The organism is Allosediminivita pacifica, assembly GCF_003054175.1.
Classification (GTDB): Bacteria; Pseudomonadota; Alphaproteobacteria; order Rhodobacterales; family Rhodobacteraceae; genus Allosediminivita; species Allosediminivita pacifica.
On sequence record NZ_QBKN01000063.1, the window covers coordinates 1 to 6,982 of the forward strand.

Annotated in this window: 7 protein-coding genes and 1 pseudogene; 7 read left to right on the forward strand and 1 reads right to left on the reverse strand. The window is 61.9% G+C overall.

Annotation, left to right across the window (positions count from 1 at the left end):
• Together C8N44_RS22615 and C8N44_RS22620 are read left to right on the forward strand one after the other, a co-directional pair.
• A partial coding sequence (locus C8N44_RS22615; protein WP_107978951.1) for a conjugal transfer protein TraG occupies window positions 1-1,641 on the forward strand: 1,641 nt, incomplete at its 5' end.
• 2 nt (window positions 1,642-1,643) lie between these two features.
• Window positions 1,644-2,072, forward strand: coding sequence for a CopG family transcriptional regulator (locus C8N44_RS22620; RefSeq protein ID WP_107978952.1), 429 nt, complete (start codon window positions 1,644-1,646; stop codon window positions 2,070-2,072).
• A gap of 244 nt (window positions 2,073-2,316) precedes the next feature.
• Here the strand turns inward: C8N44_RS22620 and C8N44_RS22625 are convergent, their stop codons facing one another.
• On the reverse strand, window positions 2,317-3,603 hold the full coding sequence (locus tag C8N44_RS22625; RefSeq protein WP_107978953.1) for an Nramp family divalent metal transporter: 1,287 nt from the start codon (window positions 3,601-3,603) through the stop codon (window positions 2,317-2,319).
• 184 nt (window positions 3,604-3,787) lie between these two features.
• On the opposite strand from C8N44_RS22625, the gene mntR reads away from it, so the two are divergent.
• From mntR to C8N44_RS22650, 5 genes and pseudogenes are all read left to right on the forward strand, one after another.
• A complete protein-coding gene (gene mntR, locus C8N44_RS22630) occupies window positions 3,788-4,228 on the forward strand; it encodes a manganese-binding transcriptional regulator MntR (RefSeq protein WP_107978954.1) in 441 nt (146 codons plus the stop codon).
• Between the two features lie 457 nt (window positions 4,229-4,685).
• Window positions 4,686-5,684: a P-type conjugative transfer ATPase TrbB gene (gene trbB / locus C8N44_RS22635; RefSeq protein WP_107978955.1), complete on the forward strand. Its 999-nt coding sequence runs from the start codon at window positions 4,686-4,688 to the stop codon at window positions 5,682-5,684.
• Entirely contained in the window at window positions 5,681-6,013 is a 333-nt protein-coding gene (locus C8N44_RS22640; RefSeq protein ID WP_107978956.1) for a TrbC/VirB2 family type IV secretion system protein, read from the forward strand. The genes trbB and C8N44_RS22640 overlap by 4 nt, the downstream gene beginning before the upstream one ends.
• Window positions 6,013-6,294 (forward strand): VirB3 family type IV secretion system protein, encoded by a 282-nt coding sequence (locus C8N44_RS22645; RefSeq protein WP_107978957.1) that lies wholly within the window; start codon window positions 6,013-6,015, stop codon window positions 6,292-6,294. Before C8N44_RS22640 ends, C8N44_RS22645 begins: the two co-directional genes overlap by 1 nt.
• A 5-nt stretch (window positions 6,295-6,299) precedes the next feature.
• Window positions 6,300-6,982 (forward strand): annotated as a pseudogene (locus C8N44_RS22650) (conjugal transfer protein TrbE); the annotation flags it as partial.

Here is a 6,982-nt window from a genome sequence, read left to right on the forward strand (position 1 = left end):
GGCGAGGTGAAGGCGGCTGGATTGCTGGACCCGGATGGAGTGGTCCTCGGCCGCTATGAGCGGGAATACCTGCGCCACGATGGGCCGGAGCATGTGCTCTGCTTCGCCCCGACGCGATCCGGCAAGGGGGTAGGGCTCGTCGTACCCTCTCTTCTCACTTGGCCCGGCTCGGCCATCGTTCATGACATCAAGGGAGAGAACTGGCAGCTGACCGCCGGGTTCCGCGCCCGGCACGGTCGGGTCCTGCTCTTCGATCCGACCAATCCGAACTCTTCGGCCTACAACCCCCTGCTGGAAGTCCGCCGTGGCGAGTGGGAGGTTCGCGATGTCCAGAACATCGCCGACATCCTCGTCGACCCCGAGGGGAGCCTGGAGCGGCGGAACCACTGGGAGAAGACCAGCCACAGTCTGCTCGTCGGTGCCATCCTGCATGTCCTCTACGCCGAGAAGGACAAGACGCTGGCCGGTGTTGCCAACTTCCTGTCTGACCCGCGGCGTCCCGTGGAGTCGACGCTACGCGCGATGATGCGGACGTCGCACCTGGGCGAGGCGGGACCGCACCCCGTGGTCGCCAGTGCCGCCCGCGAGTTGCTCAACAAGTCCGAGAATGAACGCTCCGGTGTGCTTTCGACGGCGATGTCTTTCCTCGGCCTCTATCGCGACCCTGTCGTTGCCCAGGTCACGCGCCGCTGCGACTGGCGGATCGGCGATATTGTCGGCGGAGCGCGCCCCATCACGCTGTATCTCGTGGTGCCCCCCTCGGACATCAACCGCACCAAGCCGCTTATCCGCCTGATCCTCAACCAGGTCGGCCGACGCCTGACCGAAGATCTGCAGGGCAAGGATGACCGGCATCGGCTGCTGCTGATGCTTGATGAGTTCCCGGCGCTTGGTCGGCTCGACTTCTTCGAGAGCGCGCTGGCCTTCATGGCGGGCTACGGGCTGAAGAGCTTCCTCATCGCCCAGTCGCTGAACCAGATCGAGAAGGCCTACGGCCCGAATAATTCGATCCTCGACAATTGCCACGTCCGGGTGAGCTTCGCGACCAATGACGAGCGCACGGCCAAGCGGGTTTCTGACGCTCTCGGCACCGCCACCGAGATGAAGGCGATGAAGAACTATGCCGGTCACCGTCTGGCGCCGTGGCTCAGCCATCTCATGGTGTCCCGGTCGGAAACTGCGCGGGCCTTGCTCACCCCCGGAGAAATCATGCAGCTGCCGCCCTCCGACGAGATCGTCATGGTGGCTGGCACGCCGCCGATCCGGGCGACGAAAGCACGGTATTACGAAGATGCGCGGTTCACTAAGCGGGTCTTGCCGCCACCCGACTTGGTGGATGTGGGCGCCTCTGGGGAGGATGACTGGAGCAGTCTGGCCGTCCCAGTGCAGGACGACGAGCCGGAGCGGGTTTCCGAGACGAGATCGGCGGATGAGGACCCGACAGCGTCGGAGCACCGTCTTCAGCCGGAGTTGGCGCAGCCTCGGCCGATCGACAGGCAGACGCCTCTTGAGAACGAGTTTGAATTCGACCCACCCGAGGATGAGGAAGATGGTGCCATCCGCAATCGCCGCATCATGCAGCAGATGCGCGGTGTCGCGCGGCAGGTCTCCCTCAACCCCGATGACGGCATGGAGCTTTGACTATGACATCGAGCCGCAAGAAGTCCAAGATCTCGGTCTATCTCGATCCTGAGGTCATGCAGATGCTGGCGGAGTTTGCCGCCCGGCGCGACAGATCCCAATCGATGGTGGCCGAGGCCGCGATCGCATCCTTCCTCTCCCCGGATGACACAGAGCGGCGTGAGGCGGTGCTGGCGAGGCGCTTGGATCAGATCGACAGGCGGATCACTCGGCTTGAGCGCGATGTCGGGATCTCCGTCGAAAGCCTGGCCGTGTTCATCCGTTTCTGGCTTGCGACAACGCCGGCTTTGCCGGATCCCGCAGCCAAGGCGGCGCGGGCAAAGGCTGGGGAGCGCTACGAGGCATTTGTCTCGGCTCTCGGTCGGCGCCTGGCCCAGGGGCCGAAGCTGAGGCAGGAGGTGTCGGAGGACGTGGATGGGGTTGGCAGTTAGCCAGAAACAAAGATCGTGTAGGTGTACGGCTTCGATCCAAAGGACGGCTCGTAGGTAAGAGTGAAATCTATGGATTGAGGAACTCAAGCCAAGCGTGAGTGATTGCGCCGCGGGCGCGTGGCTCCCGATCTGTGGCAGGCTTCCCTTTCTGTCTCACTCCCCTGTGTCTTGGTCCAACTTCACAGCATGTTAGCCGACGTCGCTTCGCGCGGCATTTTTGAGAGCGCAACAAATGAACTCTTGCTCAATTGATGAGAAATGGGATCGGTACACCAAAGGTCTGTGCGAGTAGAACAAAGTTCAGCGACAGCACGGCAACTGCCCCAAGGATCGCGAGAACCCGCGTTACAGTTCCTATGGCGAAGGTACCCATGACGCAGCGACGCGATGTGAAGATAACCAGTGCGGTCATTGGCACTGGCAGGGCGATCGACAGCACCACCTGGCTCATCACGAGGGCGTCAGTGGCATTGTAGCCAACGGCCACAACAGCGAACGCGGGCACCATCGTCACCAGCCGCCGGACCCAAATCGGTACATGGAAGTGAAGGAAACCCTGCATGATCATCTGCCCGGCCATCGTGCCCACCACCGAGGACGATACACCCGAGGTGATCAACGACACTAGGAATACGGCGGCCGCAGCCGAGCCGAGAAGTGGTGTCAGTGTATGATAGGCGGTCTCGATTTCGGCCACGGTACTATGGCCTTGATGAAAGGCAGACGCTGCCATCATCACCATTGCCATGTTGACCATGCCGGCGACCGCGAGTGCGATCACCACCTCAATGTTCGAGAACCGTAGCACCTTGCGTCGGTCTTCGTCGTGACGGACCTCCGCACGATTTTGTGTTAAGCCTGAATGCAGATAGACCGCATGTGGCATCACCGTGGCCCCGATGATTCCGACCGCAATGGTCAGCGCGGTAGCGTCAGGCAGGTTCGGGGTCACCAGCCCCACGGCGGCGGAGCCCCAGTCGATCGGTGCGATGAAAATCTCGATCAAGTAACACAACGAGATAATCGCGACCATTGTACCAATGATTAGCTCCATTGGGCGGAAACCCCGGCGCTCGAAGATCAAGATACCGTAGGTCACGATGGCGGTCACCACCATGCCCCAGATCAGCGGCATATTGAACAGGAGCGCCAAGCCGATTGCGCCACCGAGAAATTCAGCGAGGTCGGTGGCCATGGCGGCAACCTCACTAACCGCCCACATCGCCCAGACGACAGGGCGGGGAAAATTATCCCGCGACATCTCGGCCAGGTTCTTGCCAGTGACGATCCCCAGCCGCGCAGACAGGGACTGGAACAGCATCGCAATCAGGTTGGCCAGCAGGACCACCCACAGAAGCACGTAGCCATAGCCGGCACCCGCTTGGATGTTGGTCGCATAGTTGCCTGGGTCGACATAGGCGATTGAGGCTATCACTGCGGGACCGACGAAGAGGAACTTGCTGCCAAAGCCACGCCGCTCGCCAGAGAGAACGGCGCTCATACCACGGCGCGTGCGTTCTGTGCTGATCATCAAGCCTTCCTCTGTATGCCTAGGCTTCGTAATATAGCCAAGGCTTCATATTCTACAACGGTAAATATTATACAGGCTGAACATCAGATGCTGGGTGCAAAAATCAAGCCTTGGCTATATTGATTTCATTACATTCAAAATGCTACATTCCCTCGCACTTCAGATGAATGAGTTCAGGACCGCGATGACCGAACACGATACGCCCCCGACCGAGATTTCGCCCACGGAACAGGCGGGGCGTTTCGCCCGTGCACGAGAGAAGCAGTCGATGGCGATCCTGGAGGATTACGTAGAGATGATCGGCGACTTGATCGCGATGCATGGCGAGGCCCGGGTTGCCGATATTGCCGAACGTATGGGTGTGGCCCATCCTACCGCCACCAAGGCGGTGGCGCGGCTCAAGCGAGAGGGTCTGGCGACCTCACGCCCATATCGCGGGGTCTTCCTTACCGACAAGGGCGAAGCGCTCGCAAATTGGGTACGCGTTCGCCATCGAACGGTGGTCGACCTACTGATCGCAGTCGGCGTGCCTCAGGAAACCGCCGAGGCGGATGCAGAGGGGATCGAGCATCACGTCTCCCGTCGCACGCTGAAGGCCTTCGAAGCTTATTTGACTGACAAGTGATCACGTCGATGAGGTTCTGCGCGAACCGATAACTTCATGACTGCGCTGATAATAATCAACGAGTCAGAGCAAGACTGGACAGTCTTGGGAAAGAGATTCTCCACACGTCGCATTGAACTCTTACAAAAGCGAAATTCCATTGGCTACAAGTCTGCGCACTTCGGTAGTACGCCTAGAATTTCCCGGAAGTAAGCACTCCGTGTTCCCGAAGTTACGGTGGCCGTCACACAATCAGTACATCTCTGGTTCGGCGCTGTTGATTTCAGGTTTCGCCACAACCTAGTGACCGATGACATCCTCCTTGGTGAGTGAAGCATGTTCCGCCGATCACCTGTCTTTTCACGCCAGGCTACTACGCCCTTCGGAAACCTGTTGAGCCGTAGGCATTTACGGCTTTCTTAATCGATCCCGATCCAGGGCGGCCTGTTGGAGGCGCCTGCAAAGGAGCGGGGCCGGCATGGCGAAGACCGATCAAAGACCAGAGGTGATCCGGAGAGGCGCGCGGATGCTGCGCACCGCGCTCGGGCCGGCGATCGTCGGGTTTCTGGACGATCCCATGACCGTCGAGGTGATGCTCAACCCCGATGGGCGGCTCTGGGTCGACCGACTTTCTGAGGGGCTGGCCGACAGTGGCAAGACGCTCAGCGCAGCAGACGGCGAGCGCATCGTTCGACTGGTCGCGCACCATGTTGGCGTTGAAGTTCATGGCCTGTCCCCACGCGTCTCTGCGGAACTCCCGGAAACAGGTGAGCGTTTCGAGGGGCTGCTGCCTCCCGTCGTCGCGGCGCCGGCCTTCGCCATTCGCAAGCCCGCCGTCGCGGTGTTCACACTCGAGGACTACATCGCCGCCGGGATCATGAGTCCGCTGCAGGCCGAGGTGCTGCGCCAAGCGGTTGGGACCCGTGCCAATATCCTGGTGGCGGGGGGCACCTCGACCGGCAAGACCACGCTGACCAATGCGCTGCTCGCCGAGGTATCCAAGACCTCAGATCGCGTCGTGATCATCGAGGACACCCGAGAGCTGCAATGCGCCGCGCCGAACCTTGTGGCGATGCGCACCAAGGACGGCGTTGCAAGCCTGTCCGATCTGGTGCGCTCTTCGCTGCGTCTGCGCCCCGATCGTATTCCGATCGGTGAGGTGCGTGGCGCCGAGGCGCTTGACCTGCTCAAAGCCTGGGGCACCGGCCATCCCGGCGGCATCGGCACCATCCATGCCGGTACCGGGATCGGCGCGCTACGTCGTCTCGAGCAACTCATCCAGGAAGCCGTCGTCACCGTGCCGCGGGCCATGATCGCAGAGACCATCGACCTCGTGGCTGTTCTGGCCGGGCGCGGTTCCGCGCGTCGTCTGGCCGAACTCGCTCGTGTCGAAGGCCTCGGGCCGGACGGCGACTACCGGATTTCACCTGCCATTTCAGACGCCATCACCACTCACGAACCAGGAGATCCCGAATGATCCGTCACGCCCTGCGCATCCGCCAACACATCGCCACCGCGGTCGCCACCACCTATGTCAGCCTGTTCATCGCTCCGGCTGCCCACGCCTCCGGGTCTTCCATGCCCTGGGAAGCGCCTCTGCAATCCATCCTCGACTCCGTCGAGGGGCCGGTGGCCAAGATCGTGGCGGTGATCATCATCATCGTCACCGGTCTGACGCTGGCCTTCGGCGATACCGGCGGTGGCTTCCGGCGGCTGATCCAGATCGTATTCGGGATTTCCATCGCCTTTGCGGCCTCGTCCTTCTTCCTGAGCTTCTTCAGCTTCGGTGGCGGGGCGTTGATCTGATGGCGGTGAGTTTCGAAGCCCTCGACGCAGTACCGGGGTTCAGCGTGCCGGTGCACCGCGCGCTGACCGAGCCGATCCTCCTCGGAGGCGCACCGCGCTCGGTCGCCATTCTGAATGGCACGCTGGCCGGCGCGGTCGGCCTTGGGCTTCAGCTCTGGCTGGTCGGGATCCTGGTCTGGGCAGTTGGCCACATCGTTGCTGTCTGGGCGGCCAGGCGCGATCCGCTCTTCGTCGAGGTCGCGCGCCGCCATCTGCGCATTCCCGGTCATCTCTCGGTGTGAACCCCATGATGAATCTTGCAGAATACCGTCACACTGCCTCGCGCCTCGCCGACTACCTGCCCTGGGTGGCGCTGGTCGGGGAGGGCGTGGTCCTCAACAAGGACGGCTCGTTTCAGAGGACGGCGAAATTTCGGGGGCCCGATCTGGACAGCGCGGTCGCGGCCGAAATGGTCGCGGTGGCAGGACGGCTGAACAACGCCTTCCGCCGCCTCGGTTCCGGGTGGGCGATTTTTGTTGAAGCACAGCGCTCTGAGGCTGCCACCTATCCGGCAAGCATCTTCCCGGATGCGGCATCGGCGCTGGTCGATGCCGAGCGCAAGGCCGATTTCGAGGAGGAAGGGAGCCACTTCGTCTCCGGCTATTTCCTGACCCTCCTCTGGCTTCCGCCCGCCGAGGATGCGGCACGCTCAGAATCCTGGCTCTACGAGGGCCGCGAAACCTCAGGTGTGAACCCCTGGGAACAGGTGCGCGGTTTCATCGACCGCACCGATCGCGTGCTGGCGCTGCTCGACGGCTTCATGCCGGACTGCCACTGGCTCGATGATGCCGCTACGCTGACCTACCTGCATTCGACGATTTCGACCAACCGGCACCGCGTGCGCGTGCCCGAGGTGCCGGTCTATCTCGACGCGCTCTTGCCCGACCAGCCGCTGGCCGGTGGGCTGGAGCCGCGTCTGGGCGATCATCA

Coding starts and splice junctions, on each gene's coding strand:
- C8N44_RS22620 (WP_107978952.1), top strand. CDS start 1,644: ATGACATCGAGCCGCAAGAAGTCCAAGATCTCGGTCTATCTCGATCCT.
- C8N44_RS22625 (WP_107978953.1), bottom strand. CDS start 3,603: ATGATCAGCACAGAACGCACGCGCCGTGGTATGAGCGCCGTTCTCTCT.
- mntR (WP_107978954.1), top strand. CDS start 3,788: ATGACCGAACACGATACGCCCCCGACCGAGATTTCGCCCACGGAACAG.
- trbB (WP_107978955.1), top strand. CDS start 4,686: ATGGCGAAGACCGATCAAAGACCAGAGGTGATCCGGAGAGGCGCGCGG.
- C8N44_RS22640 (WP_107978956.1), top strand. CDS start 5,681: ATGATCCGTCACGCCCTGCGCATCCGCCAACACATCGCCACCGCGGTC.
- C8N44_RS22645 (WP_107978957.1), top strand. CDS start 6,013: ATGGCGGTGAGTTTCGAAGCCCTCGACGCAGTACCGGGGTTCAGCGTG.